The organism is Streptomyces sp. NPDC007164, from assembly GCF_040634135.1.
GTDB classification, from domain to species: Bacteria; Actinomycetota; Actinomycetes; order Streptomycetales; family Streptomycetaceae; genus Streptomyces; species Streptomyces sanglieri.
Genome location: NZ_JBEYFB010000023.1, coordinates 99,552 through 120,067, shown reverse-complemented (window position 1 = coordinate 120,067; position 20,516 = coordinate 99,552). Strand labels below are relative to the sequence as shown.

Genomic DNA, 20,516 nt, shown 5'->3' with positions numbered 1-20,516 from the left:
CGGTCCCGATTCCGCGGGCCGCGCCCCCACCGCACATCCGCACCCGGACGAAGAAGGAACGGCCGACCACATGACCAAGGACGTCATCGCCCTCACCCCGCGCATGCCCGACCCGCTGACCGTGCTCGCGGGTCTGCTCGCGGGCGGCCCGGACAAGCTGGTGGGGACCACGGGCGAGGATGCCGTCGTGCAGCTCTGCGACGATCAGGGCCGGCCGCTGGTCTCCATCGAGGCGCCGCTGCTGGTGCAGGTCGCGGGCGAGGCCGAGCGGCTGCTCGGGGCCACCGCGCCGCCGGTTCCGTTCTGGTGGACGGAGGCCCGTGCCACCACCGGGGTCGAGGAGGCCGAGCTGCTCGCGGGCACCTTCGCGGCCCGGATCGCCACGCTGGCCGGGGGCTCCGCCTGGCCGCCGGAGGCCGCACGTTCCCTCGCGGTGGTGAAGAGCGAGGGGGTGAGCGTCGCGCCGACGCCCGCCGCCGCGCAGCCCGCCGTGGACGCGCTCACCGACAAGGTGGCCGTCATCATCCAGGACCGTCCGGTGGTCGCGATGACGGCCTGGCTCTCGGACGCGTTCCGGGCGGCGGCCAACGCCGAGCTGGGGCTCCAGATCGTCACCTCGCCGGGTGCGACCCTCTCCCCCGCGGTGCGCAACAGCCTCAGCGGCTGGCCGTCGCGCTGGGTGGTGCAGGACGGGAAGGACGGCTACTACGACGGTCTGTCCGGTGCCGTACTGCGCTGGCAGCAGGGCATGTTCGCGACGGTCGAGTCGGCCGACGCCACCCCCGAGGACCCGCGCACCCCGGTGGCCGCCGCCTATCAGGAGGTCACGGACACCGGTGACCGTCAGCTGGCGATCTCGTTCCGCACGGTCCACCCGGCGGACGACCGGCTGGTGCTGGGCGGGGCCCTGGAGTCTGTGTGGCAGGAGCTGACGGGGCAGCCGCCGGCCGGGTGGGGCACCGCCGAGCCCGCCAACCTGCCGTGGTCGCTGCGCCGGCTGACGGATGTCGCCTTCGAGCGGGCGCCCGAGCCGACCTGGCTCGTGGTGGTCGGCAGCCCGGACCGGCCGGGCCTGGCCACGGTCCGCGTCAGCCGTACGAAGGCGGGTGTGGAGGAGGACGTCACGCTGGCGTTCGGCTACGGGTCCGGCGAGGAACCCCCGCTGGACGCCCTGCCCCGGGTGGCGGAGGTGCTCGCCACCCGTCATCACCTGCAGTCGATGCTGGTCCAGCTCCGCAGGGCCCGCCGCGACCTGGCGGTGCCGCCGCGCTTCGAGGGGCCCGGCGTGCCGGTGGCGTTCGTGCTCGGCGCGGAGGAGGTGCGCGAGATGCCCGGCGACCGGGCCCGGCGCACGCCGCTCTCCGAGCCGCCGGTCCAGCTCGGCCCGAGGTCCCGTCCGGCGTTGTACTACCCGCTGCCGGGCGACCCGTCGGACCTGTCCGGCTGGCAGGACTTCGAGCGGCTGATGCGGCATCTGAAGGGCGCCTGAGCGGTACGGGACGGCGGGCGCGACAGCATGCGGGCCGTTTTGGCAAGGCGGCGGGACAAGGCGAGGCACGGCGGGGCGGCGTAAAATCGTCTGCGCGACCGCCCGTGCCGGCGTCCGCGCCGCCGACCGTCGGCAAGCGCAGCTGGTCACCTGTTGCCCAGAGATGGTCATTCGTTTCTGATGATCAAGCAGTTTCGGTCACAAACAGCTTCCCTCTTTCCTCAACAGGGGGTTGACTGGGCGTTACACATGGTGATGCCACCGTCCTGAGCCGAGGGCGATTGCCACCGCGGGCCCACGGGCCCGGCCCCGATGCCCCACCCCCGGCGGAGGAGAGTGAGCAGGAATGACTGCCTCGTCTCGCACGGTGAGCCTCTGGCCAGGGTCGGTGGGTGCGGGCGGCCCGTCCCCCGATGCGTACCCGGCCGCGAGACGCGGGTCCGGCCGGTTACCCGTTCGTATCGTTCATCCGAATCGTCTCGACGAGGGGCACCAATGAGCCAGATTGCGCTGCCAGCGTTTCATATGCCGTTCCAGAGCACCGGATGCAATCCCGGCATCGAGGAGACCCGGAAGGCCGCGTGGGAATGGGCCGAATCCAATGACCTGGGGCTCTCCCCGGTGGCCCGGAAGAAGATGATCCGGACCCGGCCCGAACTCTGGATATCCCTCATATTCCCCACTGCTTCGCAGCAGCATCTCGATCTCTTCTGCCAGTGGCTCTTCTGGGCCTTCCTCGTCGACGACGAGTTCGACGACGGGCCCGCCGGGCGCGATCCCCGCATGTGCGAGGCGGCGATCGACCGGCTGGTCACCGTGCTCGACGGCGGCCCGCCGCGCGGCGCCATGGAACGCGCGCTCGTGGGCCTGCGCACCCGCACCTACCGGGACCGGTCGGCGCGCTGGATCCGGCAGTTCCGGCGGGACACGGTCGCCTGGCTGTGGACCTACTACGCCGAGGCCGTGGAGCGGGCCGCCGGGCAGGCGCCGACCCGGAGCGAATTCGTGAAGCACCGCCGGGACTCGGTGGCCATGCAGCCCTTCCTGGATCTCCATGAGATCACCGCCGGAATCGATCTTCCGGAATCCGCCCGCAGCCTGCCCGCGTACATCGCGCTGCGCAATGCGGTGACCGATCATTCGGGGCTCTGCAACGACATCTGCTCCTTCGAGAAGGAGGCGCTGCTGGGATACGAGCACAATGCGGTGCGCCTCATCCAGCGCGATCGCGACTGCACGCTCCAGGAGGCCGTCGACGAGGCCGGGGCGCAGCTCGCACAGGTCGCGCAGCGGGTGCAGCGCGCCGAGAAGGAGCTGGTCGAGGAGATCGAGGCGGCCGGCATCCAGGGCCCCACCCGGGCCGCCCTGGAGCGGTGCGTACAGGACTACCGGGGGCTGGTCCGGGGCGACTTCGACTACCACGCCCGCGCGGAGCGCTACACCCGTCCCGATCTCGTCGAGGTCGACGAGCGGGACTCCATGTCGGAGCACTTCGCCGCCTGACCCACTGTCGGCACGGCGCGAAAGCCGCGACCGGAGGCCCGGCAACGGCCTCCGGTCCCGCGCCGGACGCGCCGCTGCACGGCCCTCAGGGCCCCGGCGCCCCTTCGCCGTCACCGGCCAGCAGCGGCAGCGCCCGCAGGGCCAGCGCCCATCCCAGCCGCACCTCGCCCGACTCCGCGTTGCAGCCGGTGAGTTCGGCGATCCGGCCGATCCGGTTGAGTACCGTGTTGCGGTGGCAGTAGAGCAGTTCGGCCGCCCGCGCCGCCGAGCAGCCGCTGTCGAGCCAGACCCGCAGCGTACCGAGCAGCACCTCGCGTTCGGCCGCCACGTCCAGTACGCCGCCCAGCCGCGTGCCGACGATGCGTTCGGCGATCTCCGGCCGGCCGACCAGCAGCACCTCCGCGAGCCGGTCGTCGAAGGCCGCCACCTCACCGCTCTGGGCGGGCAGCGTGCGCAGCGCCTGCTCGGCGAGCCGCAGCGCCCGGCCCGCCCGGGCCAGCCGGTCGAACTCCGGTGAGACGCCCGCGGTGGCGCCGGTGCGGTGGCGCAGCAGGCCGAGCAGTACGCCGGACTCCCCCGCGGCCAGCCGCACGATGCCCGCGTACCGGCCCGACCGGGGCCGCCAGAAGGACCAGATGCCGTGCTCGGCGAGGACGGGTGCCGGGTTGGGCGGCGCGGCCGGGTCCTGGGCGGCGGCGACGACGACGTACCGGTCCTGGACCGGCACACCCAGCGCGGCGGAGGCGGCCGCCGCGACCGCCGGATCGTCGCCGCGACCGTCGAGCAGGGCCTCGAAGAGGGCGACGCGGCGGGTTTCCTGCCGGCCCTGCATCTCCAGCTGGGTCATCCGGTACGACTCGGCCATCACCACCGAGTAGCGGTCGATGGTCTCCCAGACCGCGCCCGCCATGTCCAGTTCGGTGTCCCGGTCGCCCGCCGCCCCATGGGTCTCCTGCGTCCCGCGCGTGGCCCGCAGATGCTCGACCATCACCTGCCACATCACCCGGCCACCGCGCCGGTAGGCCTGGAGCACGGTGTCCATCGGTACGCCCTGCTCCGCGCGCCGCCGCCCCGTCTCGCGCGCCGCCTGCCCGGCGTCCCCGCCGGACGACAGCCCGCCGAAGTCCTCCAGCGCGCGCAACAGGTTGTCGCGGCAGATCCCCCACAGGTCGTCCCGGCTGACCGGTGAACCGGAGGCGTACGTGTTGCTGTGCGCGTGGATGTCGTCCACGACCCGCCGGGTCAGTTCCTCGATCCCTGGGAGCAGGGCGACGGCCAGGGACCGCCGCAGCTCGCCGTCGTCGCCGCCTTCGGGACGGGGGCCTTCGGCGTGCGGGGTCCGGGCACCCGGGTTCTGCGCCATGACCGAAGGTTAACGCCGGTCTTAGGCGGATGCCCCGCCGCGTACCGCTCCGCGTGGCCGCTGCCCAGGTGAGGAGCGCACATGGTGGGCAACCGCACATTGTGCGAAGCCGGGGACACGGCCGATTCTGGGCAGGTCCAGCCGTGTGAACACCGTGTTTCCTGGAGCCCGTCATGTTTCTCAGCGTCGCGACCGTCCTGGGTGAGTCGGCCCGCAAGCACCCCGACCGGGTGGCCGTGATCGATTCGGGCAACCGGATCAGCTACCGCGAGCTGTGGGCGGGGGCGCTGCGCTGCGCGGGCGCGCTGCGGGCGTCCGGGGTCCGGCCGGGTGACCGGGTCGCGGTGCTGCTGCCCAATTCGGCGGACTTCCTCTATGTGTACTACGGCGCGCTCGCCGCCGGGGCGTCGGTGGTGCCGGTGCACGGGCTGCTGGTGGCCGAGGAGGTGGCGTACGTGCTGCGGCACAGCGGGTCCGTCGCGCTGATCAGCGGCGGTCCGATGTGGCCGGTCGCCGAGGAGGGTGCGCGCGCCGCGGGTGTCCGGGCCGTGTGCGGCCTGCCGGAGGGCGGCGAACCGCTGACCGCGCCGGAGCCCGCGGCCCCCGAGGACGTCGCGGTGATCCTTTACACCAGCGGCACGACCGGGCGGCCCAAGGGCGCGCTGCTCACCCATCTCAACATCGTGCTGAACGCCTCCGTCTCCGCCCACGACCTGCTCCGGCTGGACTGCGACGACGTGGTCCTCGGCTGTCTGCCGCTGTTCCACAGCTACGGGCAGACCTGTGCAATGAACGCGACGCTGCGGGCCGGGGCGACGCTCGTCCTCATGCCGCGCTTCAGCGGCGCGGGCGCGCTGGAGCTGCTGACCGCCGAAGGCGTGAGCATCTTCATGGGCGTGCCGACGATGTACCACGCCCTGGTCGAGGCGGCGGCGCAGAGCGACCCGGCGAGCCGTCCGACCCTGCGCGCGGCCGTCTCCGGCGGCGCGGCCCTCCCCGTGGCCGTGCTCGAACGTTTCGAGGCCACCTTCACGACCCGGGTCCTGGAGGGCTACGGGCTGACCGAGACGTCCCCGGTCGCCACCTTCAACCAGCCGGAGTTCGGCCTGCGCCCCGGCACGGTCGGCCATCCGGTGTGGGGCGTGGAGATCGGGGTGGCGGACGCGGCGGTGGAGGACAGCGTGGTGCTGCTCGCGGACGGCGAGGTCGGCGAGGTCGTGGTGCGCGGCCACAACGTGTTCGCCGGGTATCTCAACGATCCGGAGGCGACGGCGGCGGCGGTGGTCGACGGCTGGTTCCGCACCGGGGATCTCGGGGTCCGGGACGAGGACGGCTTCCTGAGCATCGTCGACCGGAAGAAGGACCTGGTCATCCGGGGCGGCTTCAACATCTATCCGCGTGAGGTCGAGGAGGTGCTGGTCCGCCACCCGGCAATCTCCGAGGTCGCGGTGATCGGGGTGCCCGACGAGACGCGCGGCGAGGAGATCTGCGCGGTCGTCGTGCTGCGGGGCGGTACGGAGACGGTGACCGAGCAGGAGCTGATCGACTGGTCCAAGGAGCGGCTCGGGCGGCACAAGTACCCGCGGATCGTGCGGTTCACCGAGACGCTGCCGCTGGGACCGACCGGCAAGGTCCTCAAGCGGGCCCTGGCGGCGGGCTCCGCCTGATCCCACCGGCGTCCGCCGTTCACCCGACAGGGCCGGTCCGGGTCGACGCGCCCCCGGACCGGGCATGTATCGAAGCACCGGCACCGGTGGCCGCCGTCCGCCCCGGCGCCGTCGGCGACCGCACCGCAGAAGGGCTGGACCTCATGTCTGCCGTACCCACCCCGATACCCGGGACGTCGCCCCGGGTCAGCACGGTCCACGGGGCGGTGCGCGGCACATTGGAGCAGGGCGTCGCCGTGTTCCGCGGCATCCCGTACGCCGCCGCGCCGGTCGGCGCCCTGCGCTTCGGGGCGCCCGGGCCGCCCGAGCCCTGGGAAGGGGTACGGGACGCGGTGGCGTTCGGGCCGACCGCGCCGAAGCGGCCGTACAACCCGCCGCTGGACCGGCTGCTGCCCGACCCCGACGTACCGGGCGACAACTGCCTCAACCTCAATGTGTGGACCCCGTCCCCGGCCGCCGCCGGGCTGCCCGTCGTCGTCTGGATCCACGGCGGTTCGCTGCTGCACGGCTCGTCGGCGGTTCCGCTGTACGACGGGACCGCGTTCGCCCGGGACGGTGTGGTGCTGGTGTCGGTCAACTACCGGCTCGGAATCGAGGGGTTCGGGGTGCTCCCGGACGCGCCCGCCAACCGGGGGCTGCTCGACCAGATCGCGGCCCTGACCTGGGTGCGGGACAACATCGCGGCGTTCGGCGGCGATCCGGACCTGGTCACGGTGTGCGGCGAGTCGGCGGGGGCGATCAGCATCGGCGCCCTGCTGGCCGTCCCCCGGGCCCGGGGGCTGTTCCGGCGGGCGGTGCTGCAGAGCGGTGCGCCGACCGCGCTGCCGCCGGGCGCGGGCGCCCGGCGCACCACGGAGCTGATCGCCAGGCGGCTCGGGGTGGCGGCGACGGCGGGGGCGCTGGCCGCGGTGGATCCGGCCGCGCTGCTGGCCGCGCAGACCGAGGTGACGGCCGGCGGCTCTCCGCTGACCGGCGGGAATTCCTTCCAGATCGTGGTGGACGGCGAGCTGCTGCCCCGCGATCCGCTGGAAGCGCTGCTGGACGGCGCCGCGTCCGATGTCGATCTGCTGCTGGGCTCGAACAGCGAGGAGTACCGGCTCTGGTTCGTACCCAGCGGTCTGACGGAGCGGCTGTCCGCGTTCAAGCTCAGGCTGGCGCTGCTGAAGTTCAGGGTGCCGGGCGCCACGGCGCGTACGTACCGGGCGAACCGGCCGGGCGCCACGCCGGGCGAGCTGCTCGGCGCGCTCGCCACCGACCTGCTGCTGCGGGTTCCGCTGAACCGGCTGGCCGACGCCCACGCGGACGGCCCGGGAAGCACCCATGTCTACGAGTTCGGCTGGCCGTCCCCGGTGCTGCGGCTGGGCGCCTGTCACGCACTGGAGATCGGCTTCGTCTTCGACACCCTGGACCGGCCCGACGCGGTGGCGCTGGCCGGTCCGGACGCCCCGCAGGAGCTGGCCGACGCGATGCACGCGGCGTGGGTGGCGTTCGCGGTGTCCGGCGACCCCGGCTGGCCGGGCTGGGACGACTCGCGCCCGGTGATGGGCTTCGGCCCCGGAAGGCCGGCCGTGGTGCGGGCCCCGCGCGACGCGGAGCTGCGCGGCTGGGCGCCGTACCGCGAGAGCGCCTGACCGGCGGCCCCCGGCCCGGAGGCCGGGGGTCCTAGGACTCAGTCCTTGTTCTGGGCCGCCCAGAACTCGTCGAACGTGAGCAGCCCGTCGTCGTTGCCGTCGTGCGAGTTGATGACGGCCTGGGCCACCGTCTCGGTGACGTAGGGGTCGCCGAGCTGCGCCATCACACTCTTGTACTCGACGGCCGAGATCAGCCCGTCGCCGTTCAGATCGAACCGCTCGAATGCCTTGCGCGCCGACTCTATGTCCGCCACGGTTCCGCCCCTTCGTCATGCCTGATCAATGCCTGGCCGATGCCTGACTGCCGGTGGTCAGATTAACGGTCGCGGCGGATGGCGGTCGCGGCGGCCGGTGGTCGATCATGGCCGGGGGGATCCGCTGCCCGGCGGACCACGGACCGGACGGGGAAGCGGACGCTGATGGATGACGCGCTGGCACGGATTCTGACGGCCTCGGCGCACGGCCGGTTTCCCCCGCCGGACGGTTCGACGACCGTGGTGCGGCAGCCCTCCGCCCGGGACGCGGGAGTGCTGGCGTTCACCGCGCACTCGGTGGTCTTCACCGACGAGGACCCCGACTGGGTGCGGGCCGTGCTGGCCGGCACCCCCGGCGACGAGCTCGCCGCGACGATGAATCCGCATTTTCTGAACGCGCTGCTGGCCCGGACCGGCCGGCACATGAACACCGTCGACCTGCTGACGGTCGCCCCCGCGCTGCCCGGCGGTCCGGAGATCGAGCTGCGGGAGATCGCGGACCCGGAGCATCCGCGGGTGGCGCGGGCGATGAAGTACCGGGACGAGGTCCGGGTCTGGGCCGCCGACGGCGGTGTGGTGATCCTCGGCCGGGGCGTCGCGGGGCGCTGGGAGACCGCGATCGAGGTGGCCGAGGAGTCCCGGGGCCGGCGGCTGGGCGAACGGCTCGCGCGGGCGGCCCGGCAGCTGGTGCCGGACGCGGCGGTGTGGGCCCAGCAGTCGCCGGGGAACGCCCGCAGTGTGCGGACGTTCCAGGCGGCGGGCTACCGGCCGGTGGGCTCGGAGGCTCTGTTCGTCATGGGGTGAGTGCCCGTCGGATCAGCTGCGCCACGGCTTGTAGTGCGGGTTGTCGACGCACTCGTTCATGATCTCGGTCTTGGTCGCCCGGTCGATCGGGCACGCCCCGGCGATGAACTTCCGGTCGACGCCGCCGGGGAAGGCGACCTCCACCTGGTCGGCGTACTTGTGGGTGTCGCCGATCGTCTTGTTCACGTCGATGCCGCCGGGGGCGTCGATGTAGTAGTTGAACTCGCTCTTCCACTTCTTGTACAGGTCGTGGTCGTACGTGGTGGAGACGAACGGCGACGACTGGTTGACCAGAACGTACTTCTCCACGTCGTACTGGCCGTAGTCGATGTCCCTGGCGTGGAAGCCCTCGTCGAAGATGGTCGCCGGGCCCCGGCCGTCCGCCCGGTAGAGCTGGCGGCAGTCGTTCCGGTACGAGGGCTGCGGGGTGATCCGGTCGAGGTCCACGGGGTCGGCGGCGGCGAAGAGGTGGTCGGCGACGACCGGGCAGCTGCCGGGCTTGAACGCGGCGGCGGGGGCGGCAGCGGCGGTCGGAGCGGCCGCGGGGGCGGCCTGTGTGGCGGCGGCCGGGACGAGCACGGCGGAGAGGGAGAGAACGGCAAGTGCGGCCCGGCGCCGCAGTCGAGAAGTGATCATCATGATGGTCACTGTCGCGCCGGTGCGACACCGGGCCAGGGAGCATCACCCGAAGGCGAGCGTGTCAGGCGGAGTGTTGACGCCGGTGCCGTCAGCGGAAGACGCCGGTGTGGCCGAGCGAGTACCGGCCCGGCTGCGGGTAGACGGCCAGTCCGTGCGGGCCGCTGCCCGCCGGGATGCGGGCGAGCTGCTTGCCGGTGGCGGTGTCGATCGCGTACACCTCGGCGTCGTAACGTCCGCTCAGCCAGAGGACCTTGCCGTCCGCGGAGACCCCGCCCATGTCGGGGCTGCCGCCGCCGGGCAGCCGCCATTTCTTCGCCAGCTTGCGCTGTGCGAAGTCGAAGACGGAGATGGTGCCCTCGCCGCGGTTGGAGATGTACATCTCCTTGGAGTCGCGGCTGACGTAGAGGCCGTGGGCGCCCTTGCCGGTGCGCAGCAGCTTCGGGGTGGTGAACTTCCTTCCGTCCAGCACCCAGATCCCGTCGGCGATCATGTCCGCGATGTAGAACGTCCCGCCGTCCGGCGACAGTTTGACGTCCTGCGGCATCGCGCCCTTGAGCGGCAGCTTCTGCTGGGCGACGACCTTCATCTTCGCGGTGTCGACCTTGAGGAGTTCGCCGGAGAACTCGCAGGAGACGATGAAGTACCGGCCGTCGGGGGTGAAGTCGGCGTGGTTGACGCCCGCGCAGTCGACCGGGACGGTCTTGGCCGTCTTCATGGTGTGGGCGTCGCGGAAGACCAGCTGACGGTCCATCGAGGCCATCACCACGGCGTACTTGCCGTCCGGGGTGAAGTAGAGGTTGTACGGGTCGGAGACCGGCACCGTCGGACCGGTCTTCCCGGTGGCCGGGTCGATGGCCGTGAGGCTGTCGCCGATGTCGTTGTTGACCCAGAGGGTCTTCAGGTCCCAGGACGGCACGACGTGCTGCGGCTGGCGGCCGACCTTGATGGTCTTGATGACCTTGTACGTCGCGGGGTCGATCACGGTCACGGTGTCGGAGTTGGTGTTGGGGACGTACACCCGGGACGGGAAGTCCTTGACGGCCGGTGACAGCTTTCCCGGCCGGTCGGCGGAGTAGACGTCCTTGGCGTCGAGCACCGGGGGCATCCCGGGGAGCCCCGGCGGCGCGGGCGGGGTGAGGCGGTCGGGCTTGACGGGCGGCGCGGCGGCCTCGCTGCCGACGGCCTGGACGTTCGCCTTCTCGGCCGAGGTGCCGCAGCCGGTGAGTACGGCCAGCAGGACGCCCCCGAGCAGGGCCGCGGTGTGCTTGGTGGAGGGAGACATCAGGTCAGCAGCTCCGTGGTCGTCACCGCGCGCAGTCGGCGGCGGTCGATTTCGGTGAGGAGGAGAGGCAGGGCGGCGACCGTGTCCGCGTAGCCGAAGTGCAGGCTCACCACCGATCCGTTGCGGATCTCCCCGGCCACCTTGCGGGTGACGGCCGCGGCGCCGGGAGAGGTGAAGTCGAGGGAGTCCACGTCGTAGGAGAGGACGTGCGGGTAGCCCGCCCGGGCGGCCAGCCGCTGAACGAGCGGGGTGGCGTACCGGGTGCGTGAGGGCCGGAACCAGGTTCCGATGGAGCCGGTGAGCCTGCGCAGCCGCCGGGCGCAGCCGTCGATCTCCGCGTACGCCTCGGCCTCGCCCATCGTGGAGATGTCCACGTGGCGCTGGGTGTGGTTGCCGAGTTCGTGGCCGCCGTCGAGGATGCGCCGGGCCATCGTGGGGTGTTCGTCGAGCCAGCTGCCGACGGCGAGGACGGTGACCCTGGCGTGTGCCCGTTCGGCCTCGGCGAGGACGGTGCGGGCGATGGCGGGGTCGCCCTGGCCGTGGAAGGTGAGGGCGACCCGGGCGCGGTCGCGGGGGCCGTGGTCGATCTGGACCGGCTGTCCGGGGAAGCGGTGCGGTCCGGGCGCGGGGGACGGCGGCCGGGTGGTCGCGTCGGCGGGGTTCTTCGGGCTCACCGTGTCGGTGACGGCCGCGGCCGGCGGGCCGGCGGCGTCATGGTCCGCGCATCCGGTGGTGAGGACACCGGCGAGGGCGGCCCCTGCTCCCGCGCGCAGGGCGCTGCGGCGATGCACCGGACTGTCGGAGGCGTTCATGTGCAGACACAGTAGGGGCGAAATCAGAAGAAAATAACAATTTAGGCATATGGGCGAAGCGAATGAATCACTTAACGAATCCCATAAATACTCACACTTTTGCAGGCAAGTGACCCATCACACCTGCGATTCACCCTGAAGATGTCCCACTATGGGGCCGAATGTGCCACTTGCACCTTTGGCGAAGAGGTCGCCCGTCTGCCATAGTCGGTCACACGACCGCATGACCCGAGCCCGGTCGTCACGAGCGGCCGTGAACACACCCCCCATTTCACGGCCCCCACACAGCAGCCCCCGAAGCGCCTCACCACGGCGGACCGGGGGCTGCTGTGCGTCCGGGGCGCCGGCCGGGGTCAGCGGTCGGAGATCCGCATCTCGAACCAGGTGGTCTTGCCGCGCGGCAGCAGATCCACGCCCCAGCGGTCGGAGAGCTTGTCGACGAGGAAGAGGCCCCGCCCGCTGACGTCCATCGCCTGGACCGGCATCAGACAGGGCAGCCCGCGCGAGGGGTCGCGCACCTCGATCCTGATCCAGCCCCGGCGGCGCAGCATCCGTAACCCGAAGACCCGGGCGCCGGTGTGGCGCACCGCGTTGCCGACGAGCTCCGAGACGAGCAGCACGGCGTACTCGGCGGTCTGCGGGGAGAGTGCCCACTGCCGCAGCACCACGCACGAGGTGAGCCGTCGGGCAGTGGCCGCGGACTCCGGACGGGAGGGCAGCCGGACTTCACCCTCCGTCGGATTTCCGAACAACTCCAGTACCTTGAACGCCTGTTCGTCCTCGACGACCGGCATCCAGCGCGCCGCTGTCGCACCACTGTGCGGTCGCGGCTGTTCCACACCCTCCAGGCCCGCCATGGACACCATCATGGTCGCAAGACGGGTCCCCCGTGGCCGTTCCGGAGGAATCCGCACCCCGGAACACGCCGTTCCGTGAGCGTCGTCGGGCATATGCCGCTGGCAGAATGCGACCCTTCATAGCCCCGCTGACCTGCATGAACACCCCCTCGGATGGCGGTTGACCGGGCCATCGGGAAGTCGACCCCCAAGGTTGCCCCACGGCCCGGCCAATCCGCCCGCACGGATGAACGCGCGTCATTCTGTGCCCAACTGACTTTCCGTCAGAGGAACTTGGCCTTGCCCGGACCCTCTTCGACGAAGCTGCGCATTCCGCGCTCCCGGTCCTCGGTGGCGAACAGTCCGGCGAACCAGTTCCGCTCGATGGTGAGCCCGGTGTCGATGTCCGTCTCCAGGCCGGCGTCGATGGATTCCTTGGCGGCACGCAGCGCCAGCGCCGGTCCCTTGGCCAGCTTGGCGGCCCAGGCGTGCGCCTGCTCGTACACCTCGGCGGCGGGCACCACCCGGTCCACCAGACCGATCGCCAGGGCCTCTTCGGCCCGCACGTGGCGGCCGGTGAAAATCAGGTCCTTGGCCCGGGACGGGCCGATCAGCCGGGCCAGGCGCTGGGTGCCGCCCGCGCCCGGGATCAGTCCGAGCAGGATCTCGGGCTGGCCCAGCTTGGCGTTGTCACCGGCGATACGGAAGTCGGCGCAGAGCGCCAGCTCGCAGCCGCCGCCCAGCGCGTAGCCGGTGACGGCGGCGACGACCGGCTTGGGGATCCGGGCCACCGCGGTGAAGGAGTCCTGCAGCGCCTTGGACCGTACGACCATCGCCGTGTGGTCCATCGCCTGCATCTCCTTGATGTCCGCGCCCGCCGCGAACACCTTCTCGCCGCCGTAGAGGACCACGGCGCGCACGTCGTCGCGCCGGGTCGCCTCCTCGGCGAGTTCACGCAGCCGGTCCTGGGTGGCGACGTCCAGGGCGTTCATGGGCGGGCGGTCAAGCAGGATCGTGCCGACGCCGTCACGTACTTCGAGGTTTGCGGTCATGGGGGCAGGTTAACCGTCGCTAACGACGGCGGGCCCGGTGCTGTTGGTCACAGCACCGGGCCCGCTCCGTACGGCTTGCGCGGAGTACTACGTCTCGCTTGCGCGCAGGACTACTTGGTCCACTCCGACCAGGACATGTTCCAGCCGTTGAGACCGTTGTCCGGCTGGATCGTCTTGTCGTGCGAGTTCTTCACGACCACGACGTCACCGATGAGCGAGTTCTCGAAGAACCAGCCCGCCGAGGTCGTCTTGCTCCAGGCGCCGCGCTCGTCCTGCAGACCGACGCAGCCGTGGCTGGTGTTGGTCGAGCCGAAGATGCCGGAGGCGCCCCAGTAGTTGCCGTGGATGAAGGTGCCCGAGGTGGACAGACGCATCGCGTGCGGCACGTCCTTGATGTCGTACTCGCCGCCGAAGCCGACGGTGTCACCATTCATCCGGGTCACCTTGAGCTTCTCGCTGATGACCATCTCGCCGTTGTACGTGGTGGTCGCCGGGGCGCCCGCCGAGATCGGGATGTCCTTGATCTGCTGATCGTCGCGGACGACCTTCATCCGGTGCGATTCGGCGTCCACCGTGCTGACCTGCTTGCGGCCGATGGTGAAGGAGACCGTCTTGGCCTGCTTGCCGTAGACACCGGGGCGTCCCTCGACACCGTCGAGGTTGAGCTTCACGGTCACCTTGGTGCCCGCGGCCCAGTAGTCCTCGGGGCGGAAGTCGAGCCGGTCGTTGCCGAACCAGTGGCCCTCGACCGGGACGGACGGCTCGGCCGTCACCTTGATGGCCTTCTCGACCGCCTCCGGGTCGGTGATGCCGCGGGTGAAGTGGATCGAGACGGGCATACCGACGCCGACCGTGGAACCGTCCTCCGGGGTGTACTGCCCGATGAAGGTGTTCTGCGGAACCAGCGTGGTGAAGGTGGTGTCCTTCGCCGACTCACGGCCCTTGGAGTCCTTGGCGACCGCGTGGACCCTGTACTTGGTCGCGGCGGCCAGATGCTGGTCCGGTGCCCAGCTCGCGCCGTCGGCCGCGATCTTCCCCTCGACCTCGGTGCCCTTGGGGTCGGAGACCTTGACCGTGGTCAGCTTCCCCTGGTCGGCCGAGACCTTCAGCGCCCCGTTCGTCGCGACGGAGTCCGCGCCGTCCTTCGGTGCGACGGTCACCACGGCCTGCGAGGCCGAGGTGTCCTCGGCCTTCCCCGCTCCGCCGCCCTTGCCGCCGGCGTCGTCTCCCCCGCCGCACGCCGTCACCAGCAACAGCAGCGCACCCAGTACCAGAGCCAGCAGTCCGGTGGAGCCTCGCCCGCCCCGTACGCCGTTCGCCCCGGCCGATGTCCCCGATATCGGCAGCCCGTTCAATGTGGTTGTCTCCCCTCACACGGCCTGGCCCCGCCATGGCCCCCGGGAGCCCGAAGGCTCCCTCCCCCGCGCGCTGCATATGCACGCTCAGCGAAAGATAATCACACCGGCCGTGTGGAAATGACCCCCCGGATGTCACCGTTCAGTCCCAAGTTGTCCCGGGACTTCTGCCAGGTGGCACGGGACTCCGGGGGCGGGGCGGCCCGACGGGGCCTCAGCGCAGGGCGGAGCCGGCCCTCCACCGGGTCCAGTCGAGATTCCAGCCGCCGAGCCCGTTGTCCGGCGCGACCTTTTTGTCCTTGGAGTTGACGACCTCGACCACGTCGCCGATGAGCGTGCGGTCGTAGAACCGGCCGGCCGGGGTGTCGATGCCGCCGCCCCGCACGTCCTCCAGCCCGACACAGCCGTGGCTGACGTTCTCCGAACCGAAGACGCCCTCGTCCGACCAGTAGTTGCCGTGCAGGAAGGTGCCGGAATCGGTGAGCCGGATGGCGTGCGGGACGTCCTTGATGTCGTACTCGCCGCCGAAGCCGACCGTGCGGCCGTCCATCCGGGTCACTTCGCGCATCTCGCTGACCACCATCTTCCCGTTGTACGTGGTCGTCTTCCCCGCGGCGCCCGCCGTGATCGGAATGGTGGAGACGAGTTCCCCGTCGCGGCGCACCTCCATGGTGTGCGCGGCCGCGTCGACCAGGGACGACTGCGAGCGGCCGATGCTGAAGACGACCTTCTTGTCCTGCGAGCCGTACACGTGCGGCGCGCCCTCCACGTCGCGCAGCGCCATCTCGACGGTCACCTCGGTGCCCGGCTTCCAGTAGCCGGCGGGGCGGAAGTCGAGCCGGTCCGCGCCGAACCAGTGCCCCACCACCTCGACCGGCGGTACGGCCGTCACCCTGATGGCCCGCTGCACGGCCGCGCGGTTGGTGACCGGCCGGCTGAACTCGAAGGAGACGATCATCCCGGTGCCCACCGTGGAGCGGTTCTCCGGTTTGAAGTAGCCGATGAAGCGGTGTCCGGGCACGAGCGTGCTGAAGGTGGTGCGGCGGGTGGTGCGTTTCCCCGAACCGTCCACCGCCACCGCGTGCACGCGGTACTCGGCGCCGAGCCTGAGCCGCCCCTCGCTCCCCCGGGGAGCCCAGGAGAGCCCGTCCCGCGTGATTCTGCCTGGCACCGCCCGGCTCCGCGCGTCCTCGGTCCGGGTCACCTCGACGCTCTCCAGCCGTTCCCCGTCGGGGACCTTCACCGCGAGCCGCCCGTCCGGGCCGATGTTCTTCGCCCCGTCCCGCGGGGTGACCTGGATCGCGTCCTGCGGCGGGCCCGCCGACCCGCCGAAGACCGATCCGGTGCCGGTGCAGCCGGTCAGTACGGCCAGCACGACGAGCAGTCCCGTCCATGTCGGCGCGGTGGCCCTGCTCGCCACCGCTCTCTTCGCTACGTGGTTCACGCCCGCCCAACGACGGGGGCCGGTCGGGGGAAACGTGAGTGCGGGCGCCCGGGTGGGCAGAAACAGGGGGAGGACCACACTCGGGGAGCCGCGGCCGGGACGCCGTGCGCTCCTTTTCGGTGCCGGTCCCCACGAGCCGCGGGAGGCGAGCAGGTGTCGAGCGCAGCCGAGCAAGAGGCGGTGCGGGAGCCGGGTACGGCCGCCGGGAGCCGGGCCGTACGGGGGCGGCCGCCCGCCGTGTGGCCCGGCTCCCCGACCCCGCTGGGGGCCAGGTTCCGGGTCGGTCCCGACGGGGTCGCGGGCACCAACTTCGCGCTCTGGGCCGGTGGTTCGGACTCCGTCGAGCTGTGTCTCTTCGACGCGGACGGGACCGAGCACCGGCTCGCGCTGACCGAGCTGACCCATGAGATCAGGCACGGCTTCGTACCGGGAGTGCGGCCGGGGCAGCGCTACGGCTACCGGGTGCACGGCCGCTGGGATCCCTGGACCGGGGCCCGCTGGAATCCGGCGAAGCTGCTCCTCGATCCCTACGCGCGGGCGGTCGACGGCTCTTTCACCCTTCCGCCGGAGGTGTACGGCCATGTGAGGGACTGGCCGCAGCAGCATGTCGCCGACACCGTCCGCGACGAGCGGGACTCCGCTCCGTACGTCCCCAAGGGGGTCGTGGTCCATGACGACGACGACTGGGCCGAGGACCGCCGGCCGAAGACCCCGTGGGCGGACTCCGTCATCTACGAGCTGCATGTGCGCGGCTTCACCCAACGGCACCCCGGCATCCCCGAGGAGCTCCGGGGCACGTACGCCGGTCTCGCCCATCCGGCGGCCGTCGGGCATCTGCTGCGGCTCGGGGTGACGGCGGTGGAGCTGCTGCCGGTGCACCAGTTCGCCCACGAGGACCATCTGCTGAGGCGCGGTCTGCGCAACTACTGGGGCTACAACTCGATCGGCTACTTCGCCCCGCACGCCGACTACTCGGCGAGCGGCACGGCGGGCGGCCAGGTCGGCGAGTTCAAGAGGATGGTCCGGGCGCTGCACGACGCGGGGATCGAGGTGATCCTCGACGTGGTCTACAACCACACGGCGGAGGCGGGCGAGCTCGGTCCGATGCTGTCGCTGCGCGGCATCGACAACCGCGGCTACTACCGCCTCCAGCCCGACGCCCGCCGCTACGCCGACTACACGGGCTGCGGCAACACCCTGCACGTCGTCCAGCCGCACGTACTGCGACTGATCACCGACTCGCTGCGCTACTGGGTGACGGAGATGGGCGTCGACGGCTTCCGCTTCGACCTGGCGGCCGCCCTGGCCCGCTCCATGCACGACGTCGACATGCTCTCGCCGTTCCTGGCAGTGATCGCCCAGGACCCGGTGCTGCGCCGGGTGAAGCTGATCGCCGAGCCGTGGGACGTCGGCAACGGCGGCTATCAGGTGGGCGCCTTCCCGCCGCTGTGGACCGAGTGGAACGACCGCTACCGGGACGCCGTGCGGGACTTCTGGCGCGGCGCGCTGCCCGACGTACGGGACCTCGGCTACCGGCTGACCGGGTCCAGCGATCTCTACGCCTGGGGCGGCCGGCGCCCGTACGCCTCGGTCAACTTCGTCACCGCGCACGACGGCTTCACCCTGCGCGACCTGGTGAGCTACCAGCAGAAGCACAACGAGGCCAACGGCGAGGGCAACCGGGACGGCACGAACGACAACCGGGCCTGGAACTGCGGCGCCGAGGGCGAGAGCGAGGACCCCGCCGTCAACGCGCTGCGCCGCCGCCAGCTGCGCAACCTGCTGACCACGCTGCTGCTGTCGACGGGTGTGCCGATGCTGGTCGCGGGCGACGAGATGGGCCGTACGCAGGGCGGCAACAACAACGCGTACTGCCAGGACAACGAGACCGGCTGGCTGGACTGGTCGCTGCTCGAACAGCCCGGATGGCGGGAGCTGACCGAGCTGACGGCGCGGGTGCTGCGGCTGCGCCGCAGCCATCCGGTGCTGCGCCGCCGGGCCTTCTTCTCCGGGCTGCCGCAGGCGGCGGACGGGCTGCGGGACCTGGCGTGGTTCACCCCCGGGGGTACGGAGATGACCGAGGGCGACTGGTACGCGCCGGCCGCCACGGTCGGGCTCTTCCTCTCCGGGCGCGACATCCCCGGCCGGGACGCGCGGGGCGAGCAGATCACCGACGACAGTTTCCTGGCGATCCTGCACGCCGGCCACCGCCCGGCCGGCTTCCGGCTCCCCGGACCGCCGTGGGCGCGGAGCTACGAACTGGTCCTGGACACCTCGCGGGAGGACCAGACCGCGGCCCCCGGCACCGTCCACCCGGGCGACGGGACGCTGACCGTGCCGCCCAGGTCGGTGCTGCTGCTGCGGGTCGAGGAGTGAGCGGGTGCGGGCGGCCGGGTCAGCCGAGGATGCCCCGGTCGTAGCCGATCGCCACGGCGGCGGCCCGGTCCTTGGCGCCCAGCTTGGCGAAGATATGGGTGAGATGGGTCTTCACGGTCGCCTCGCTGATGAACAGCTCGGCGGCGATCTCCCGGTTCGGCGTGCCCTTCGCGACGAGTTCCAGCACCTCGCGCTCACGGCCCGACAGCGCCTCGCTGCCCGCGGCCGCCGGGGTGCGCACCCGTGAGATGAGCCGGGAGGCGACGGCGGGCGAGAGCACGGTGCGGCCGTCGGCGGCGGCCCGGACGGCGGTGAACAGCTCGTCGCGGGGCGCGTCCTTGAGCAGGTAGCCGGTCGCCCCGGCCTCGATCGCGGGCAGCGTGTCGGAGTCGGTGTCGTACGTGGTGAGCACCAGCACCTTGGACCGGGCACCGCGCCCGGCCAGCTCCGCGATGGCGGCGACCCCGCCGCCGCCCGGCATCCGCAGGTCCATCAGAACGACATCGGGATCCAGCCGGCCCACCATCTCGACCCCCTCCACCCCGTTCGACGCCTCCCCCAGCACCCGGAAGTCCGGGTCCGAATCGAACATGCCGCGCAGACCGTCCCGTACGACGGGATGGTCGTCGACGACTACGAGCGTGATGACGCGTGCGGGTTCCTCAGCCATGGCAGGCCAACCGTACTGGTCAGCGGCCGTGCCGGACCAGGGGCACCCGGGCACTGACCGCCGTGCCCCGGCCCGGCTCGGTCTCCACCTCGACCGTGCCCGCGATGCGCTCGGCGCGGGCCCGCATGCCGCCGAGCCCGAATCCGCCCGCGCCGCCGGCCCGCGGCAGGGCGGCCGGGTCGAAGCCGCAGCCGTCGTCCCGTACGTCCAGGGTGAGTTCGTCGCCCATGAACGACAGCGTGACCCCGGCCCGGGAGGCCCCGGCGTGGCGGCCGACGTTGGCGAGGGCCTCCTGCGCGATCCGCAGGAGGGTGGCGGCTATCTCGTCGTGGACCGGCTCGACGGTGCCGGTGACGGTGAACTCGGCCCGGACTTCGTGGCGTTCCGCCCAGTCGGTGACCGTGCGCTTCAGCGCGCCCGGCAGGTCGTCGTGTTCCAGCGCCGAGGGGACCAGGTCGTGGACCGAGCGGCGGGCCTCGCCGAGGCTGTGCCGGGCGAGCGTGGCGGCGCGGTCCAGATGCACCCGGGCCAGCGCCGGGTCGGTCTCGCCGATCGAGGTCACCACCTGGAGCTGGGCGATGATGCCGGTCAGCCCCTGGGCCAGGGTGTCGTGGATCTCGGCGGCGAGCCGGCGGCGCTCGTCGGCGACGCCCGCCTCGCGGGCCTGCACCAGGAGCTGGGCGTGCAGCCCGGCGTTCTCCGCCAGGGCCTGTTCGAGGCGGGCGTTGGCCGACTCCAGTTCGGCGATGGTGTCGACCTGGGTGCGGGCGTGGTCGGCCTCGCGGTCGCCGATCCTGGCGAAGACCATGGTGAGGGTTGTGTGCAGCCCGAACAGGGCGGCGAAGGCGATCCAGTTCATCAGGGAGACCGGCGGCAGACCGCTGCCGCACTGCGCGCCCGCCATGATGACGGCGGTGGCCAGCAGCCCGGGGCGGACGGCCCGGGCCGGGAGCAGCCGCCCGGTGTCGAAGTACCCGAGGATCGCGTACACGGAGAAGAACGGGTTGCACCAGGTCAGTGCGAAGGCGATCAGGAGGCGGGCGACGTAGTAGCACTGCGGCGTCCGCGACCTGGGGACGACCATCGGCCCGACCCGCCCCCACCAGAGCTGGAGGGCGAGGGCGACGGGCACCAGCACCGCGGCGGCGTACACGTCCGCGCGGTCCATGATGAGCGGGGCGCTCACGGCCGAGACGAAGGTGCTCAGGCCGAGGAGCCCGTAGGGCCCGTACCGGAAGAACCGTTCCCAACCGTGCTCGGCGTTCACCGTGTCGTTCCGGTGTGCCGTCGCCGTGTCCCACGCCTTCATGGGGTGCAGTCTCCCCGTCCCCGGCGTCCC

17 protein-coding genes are annotated in these 20,516 nt (G+C 71.9%); 6 read left to right on the top strand and 11 right to left on the bottom strand.

The genetic code is table 11. The annotated features are described in order from the left end of the window. Positions 1 to 70 precede the first annotated feature (70 nt). Both ABZ622_RS26060 and ABZ622_RS26055 read left to right on the top strand, forming a co-directional pair. Positions 71 to 1,489 (top strand): DUF6177 family protein, encoded by a 1,419-nt coding sequence (locus ABZ622_RS26060; protein ID WP_360547069.1) that lies wholly within the window; start codon positions 71 to 73, stop codon positions 1,487 to 1,489. Positions 1,490 to 2,014: 525 nt separating this feature from the next. Continuing rightward, positions 2,015 to 2,992, top strand: a complete 978-nt coding sequence (locus ABZ622_RS26055) for a terpene synthase family protein (RefSeq protein WP_360547092.1) — start codon at positions 2,015 to 2,017, stop codon at positions 2,990 to 2,992. Between the two features lie 85 nt (positions 2,993 to 3,077). On the opposite strand, the gene ABZ622_RS26050 is transcribed toward ABZ622_RS26055, so the two are convergent. Next, complete coding sequence (locus tag ABZ622_RS26050; RefSeq protein WP_360547067.1) at positions 3,078 to 4,355, bottom strand: helix-turn-helix domain-containing protein; 1,278 nt, start codon at positions 4,353 to 4,355, stop codon at positions 3,078 to 3,080. 173 nt (positions 4,356 to 4,528) lie between these two features. On the opposite strand from ABZ622_RS26050, the gene ABZ622_RS26045 reads away from it, so the two are divergent. Together ABZ622_RS26045 and ABZ622_RS26040 are read left to right on the top strand one after the other, a co-directional pair. Further along, positions 4,529 to 6,022: a long-chain fatty acid--CoA ligase gene (locus ABZ622_RS26045; RefSeq protein ID WP_360547065.1), complete on the top strand. Its 1,494-nt coding sequence runs from the start codon at positions 4,529 to 4,531 to the stop codon at positions 6,020 to 6,022. Between the two features lie 143 nt (positions 6,023 to 6,165). Continuing rightward, positions 6,166 to 7,653, top strand: coding sequence for a carboxylesterase family protein (locus tag ABZ622_RS26040; protein WP_360547063.1), 1,488 nt, complete (start codon positions 6,166 to 6,168; stop codon positions 7,651 to 7,653). A gap of 38 nt (positions 7,654 to 7,691) precedes the next feature. Here the strand turns inward: ABZ622_RS26040 and ABZ622_RS26035 are convergent, their stop codons facing one another. Then, positions 7,692 to 7,907, bottom strand: a complete 216-nt coding sequence (locus ABZ622_RS26035; protein ID WP_360547061.1) for an EF-hand domain-containing protein — start codon at positions 7,905 to 7,907, stop codon at positions 7,692 to 7,694. 165 nt (positions 7,908 to 8,072) lie between these two features. Between ABZ622_RS26035 and ABZ622_RS26030 the strand changes: the two genes are divergently transcribed. Then, positions 8,073 to 8,711 (top strand): GNAT family N-acetyltransferase, encoded by a 639-nt coding sequence (locus tag ABZ622_RS26030; protein WP_360547059.1) that lies wholly within the window; start codon positions 8,073 to 8,075, stop codon positions 8,709 to 8,711. Between the two features lie 12 nt (positions 8,712 to 8,723). On the opposite strand, the gene ABZ622_RS26025 is transcribed toward ABZ622_RS26030, so the two are convergent. The 7 genes from ABZ622_RS26025 to ABZ622_RS25995 form a co-directional block, all read right to left on the bottom strand. Then, on the bottom strand, positions 8,724 to 9,347 hold the full coding sequence (locus ABZ622_RS26025) for an ADP-ribosyltransferase (RefSeq protein WP_360547090.1): 624 nt from the start codon (positions 9,345 to 9,347) through the stop codon (positions 8,724 to 8,726). A gap of 91 nt (positions 9,348 to 9,438) precedes the next feature. Then, on the bottom strand, positions 9,439 to 10,632 hold the full coding sequence (locus ABZ622_RS26020) for a hypothetical protein (protein ID WP_360547057.1): 1,194 nt from the start codon (positions 10,630 to 10,632) through the stop codon (positions 9,439 to 9,441). Continuing rightward, positions 10,632 to 11,444 carry a polysaccharide deacetylase family protein gene (locus ABZ622_RS26015; protein ID WP_360547055.1) on the bottom strand — a complete coding sequence of 271 codons (813 nt, stop codon included), beginning with the start codon at positions 11,442 to 11,444 and terminating at the stop codon, positions 10,632 to 10,634. The genes ABZ622_RS26020 and ABZ622_RS26015 overlap by 1 nt, the downstream gene beginning before the upstream one ends. Before the next feature lie 353 nt (positions 11,445 to 11,797). Continuing rightward, positions 11,798 to 12,313 (bottom strand): ATP-binding protein, encoded by a 516-nt coding sequence (locus ABZ622_RS26010; protein WP_360547053.1) that lies wholly within the window; start codon positions 12,311 to 12,313, stop codon positions 11,798 to 11,800. Positions 12,314 to 12,564: 251 nt separating this feature from the next. Continuing rightward, positions 12,565 to 13,332, bottom strand: a complete 768-nt coding sequence (locus ABZ622_RS26005; RefSeq protein ID WP_360547051.1) for an enoyl-CoA hydratase-related protein — start codon at positions 13,330 to 13,332, stop codon at positions 12,565 to 12,567. A 110-nt stretch (positions 13,333 to 13,442) separates the two neighbouring features. Further along, positions 13,443 to 14,687: an Ig-like domain-containing protein gene (locus ABZ622_RS26000; protein ID WP_360547049.1), complete on the bottom strand. Its 1,245-nt coding sequence runs from the start codon at positions 14,685 to 14,687 to the stop codon at positions 13,443 to 13,445. A gap of 214 nt (positions 14,688 to 14,901) precedes the next feature. Next, positions 14,902 to 16,131 carry an Ig-like domain-containing protein gene (locus ABZ622_RS25995; RefSeq protein ID WP_360547047.1) on the bottom strand — a complete coding sequence of 410 codons (1,230 nt, stop codon included), beginning with the start codon at positions 16,129 to 16,131 and terminating at the stop codon, positions 14,902 to 14,904. Between the two features lie 153 nt (positions 16,132 to 16,284). Between ABZ622_RS25995 and glgX the strand changes: the two genes are divergently transcribed. After that, positions 16,285 to 18,507, top strand: a complete 2,223-nt coding sequence (gene glgX, locus ABZ622_RS25990; protein WP_360547045.1) for a glycogen debranching protein GlgX — start codon at positions 16,285 to 16,287, stop codon at positions 18,505 to 18,507. Between the two features lie 19 nt (positions 18,508 to 18,526). Here the strand turns inward: glgX and ABZ622_RS25985 are convergent, their stop codons facing one another. Both ABZ622_RS25985 and ABZ622_RS25980 read right to left on the bottom strand, forming a co-directional pair. Continuing rightward, positions 18,527 to 19,177, bottom strand: coding sequence for a response regulator transcription factor (locus ABZ622_RS25985; RefSeq protein WP_360547043.1), 651 nt, complete (start codon positions 19,175 to 19,177; stop codon positions 18,527 to 18,529). Positions 19,178 to 19,196: 19 nt separating this feature from the next. Then, positions 19,197 to 20,486, bottom strand: coding sequence for a sensor histidine kinase (locus ABZ622_RS25980; RefSeq protein WP_360547041.1), 1,290 nt, complete (start codon positions 20,484 to 20,486; stop codon positions 19,197 to 19,199). Positions 20,487 to 20,516 lie beyond the last annotated feature (30 nt).

Excerpts from the sequence above, each read along its gene's own strand:
- ABZ622_RS26040 (WP_360547063.1), top strand. The coding sequence starts at position 6,166 with ATGTCTGCCGTACCCACCCCGATACCCGGGACGTCGCCCCGGGTCAGC.
- ABZ622_RS26005 (WP_360547051.1), bottom strand. The coding sequence starts at position 13,332 with ATGACCGCAAACCTCGAAGTACGTGACGGCGTCGGCACGATCCTGCTT.
- ABZ622_RS25985 (WP_360547043.1), bottom strand. The coding sequence starts at position 19,177 with ATGGCTGAGGAACCCGCACGCGTCATCACGCTCGTAGTCGTCGACGAC.
- ABZ622_RS26055 (WP_360547092.1), top strand. The coding sequence starts at position 2,015 with ATGCCGTTCCAGAGCACCGGATGCAATCCCGGCATCGAGGAGACCCGG.
- ABZ622_RS26015 (WP_360547055.1), bottom strand. The coding sequence starts at position 11,444 with ATGAACGCCTCCGACAGTCCGGTGCATCGCCGCAGCGCCCTGCGCGCG.
- ABZ622_RS26010 (WP_360547053.1), bottom strand. The coding sequence starts at position 12,313 with ATGATGGTGTCCATGGCGGGCCTGGAGGGTGTGGAACAGCCGCGACCG.
- ABZ622_RS26025 (WP_360547090.1), bottom strand. The coding sequence starts at position 9,347 with ATGATCACTTCTCGACTGCGGCGCCGGGCCGCACTTGCCGTTCTCTCC.
- ABZ622_RS26045 (WP_360547065.1), top strand. The coding sequence starts at position 4,529 with ATGTTTCTCAGCGTCGCGACCGTCCTGGGTGAGTCGGCCCGCAAGCAC.
- ABZ622_RS25980 (WP_360547041.1), bottom strand. The coding sequence starts at position 20,486 with ATGAAGGCGTGGGACACGGCGACGGCACACCGGAACGACACGGTGAAC.
- ABZ622_RS26030 (WP_360547059.1), top strand. The coding sequence starts at position 8,073 with ATGGATGACGCGCTGGCACGGATTCTGACGGCCTCGGCGCACGGCCGG.
- ABZ622_RS26020 (WP_360547057.1), bottom strand. The coding sequence starts at position 10,632 with ATGTCTCCCTCCACCAAGCACACCGCGGCCCTGCTCGGGGGCGTCCTG.
- ABZ622_RS26050 (WP_360547067.1), bottom strand. The coding sequence starts at position 4,355 with ATGGCGCAGAACCCGGGTGCCCGGACCCCGCACGCCGAAGGCCCCCGT.
- ABZ622_RS26060 (WP_360547069.1), top strand. The coding sequence starts at position 71 with ATGACCAAGGACGTCATCGCCCTCACCCCGCGCATGCCCGACCCGCTG.